General features: G+C 71.7%; 1 protein-coding gene and 1 pseudogene. Both read right to left on the bottom strand.

What is annotated here, in order from left to right; genetic code table 11:
• Positions 1-230, bottom strand: a pseudogene (locus tag I4Q42_RS25810) (N-acetylglucosamine-6-phosphate deacetylase); the annotation flags it as partial.
• Positions 230-1,105 (bottom strand): SIS domain-containing protein (locus I4Q42_RS25805; RefSeq protein ID WP_198578971.1); only part of this gene is annotated, 876 nt, incomplete at its 5' end. The pseudogene I4Q42_RS25810 and the gene I4Q42_RS25805, both read right to left, overlap by 1 nt.

Raw genomic sequence — 1,105 nt, 5'->3', positions numbered from 1 at the left:
GTCTCCACCGTCGGGGCGTCGTTGAAGAGCACGCCGCCGCCGCCATTGACCTGGGTGTCGATGAAGCCGGGAACCAGCAGGCCGCCGGCCAGATCCTGGATATCGGCGCCGGCCGGCACGGCCTCGGGCGCGACGAGGCCGACGATCAGGCCGTCCTCGACCAGCAGGGCCTGGCCGTCGACGACGCCGGCGGGCGTCATCACGGCGCCATTGACGAGGGCGATCAGCATCAGACGGTCTGGGTCACCTTGTTGAGGTGGGGCGGGCTGTCGGGATCGTAGCCGCGCGCCACCGACAGGCCGGCGGCCATGCGGTAGAAGCTCTGCACCAGCAGGATCGGCTCGAGCAGCGGGTGACCCGAAGCGGCGGGCAGGGCGGTCGCGCCCGCGACTTCGCCGCCGGCCAGCAGCACGGTCGCGCCGCGCTCGGCCAGGCCTTGGGCCATCTTCAGCGTCGAGTCATGGGTCTCGTCCTTCTGGGCCAGAACCAGCGCCGGGAAGCCGTCCTTCACGAGGGCCATCGGGCCGTGCAGCACCTCGGCGGCGCTGAACGCCTCGGCGTGCAGGCCGCAGGTCTCCTTGAACTTCAGGGCCGCTTCCTGGGCGATCCCGAAGCCGACGCCGCGCCCGAGGACGTAGAGGTTGGTCGCGCCCGACAGCGCCACGATGCCGGCGCTCCAGTCCTGCGCCCAGGCGGTCGCCAGACCGGCCGGAAGCGCTTCGAGCGCCGCCGTCAGCTCATCATCGCCAGTCCAGGCGGCGACCAGCTGGGCGATGGCCGTCAGGGCGGCGATGTACGACTTCGTCGCCGCCACGCTCAGTTCCGGCCCCGCATGCAGCGGCAGCACCGCGTCGGCCAGGGCCGCCAGGGGCGAGCTCTCGTCATTGACCAAAGCGACCACGAACGCCCCGCCCTGCTTGGCCGCCTCGACCGCCGACAGAAGGTCGGGGCTCTTTCCCGACTGCGAGATGGCCAGGTACAGCACCCCCTCCAGGTCCTGCGGGGCGGCGTAGACCGACGACACCGACAGCGCCGCCGACGAGGTCAGGACCCCCGCGCGGGTCTCGATCAGGTACTTGGCGAAGGTCGCCGCATGGTCGCTGGA

It is taken from the genome of Caulobacter hibisci, from assembly GCF_016135805.1.
In the GTDB taxonomy this organism is placed as follows: Bacteria; Pseudomonadota; Alphaproteobacteria; order Caulobacterales; family Caulobacteraceae; genus Caulobacter; species Caulobacter hibisci.
This window is presented reverse-complemented; position numbering and strand designations above follow the sequence as displayed.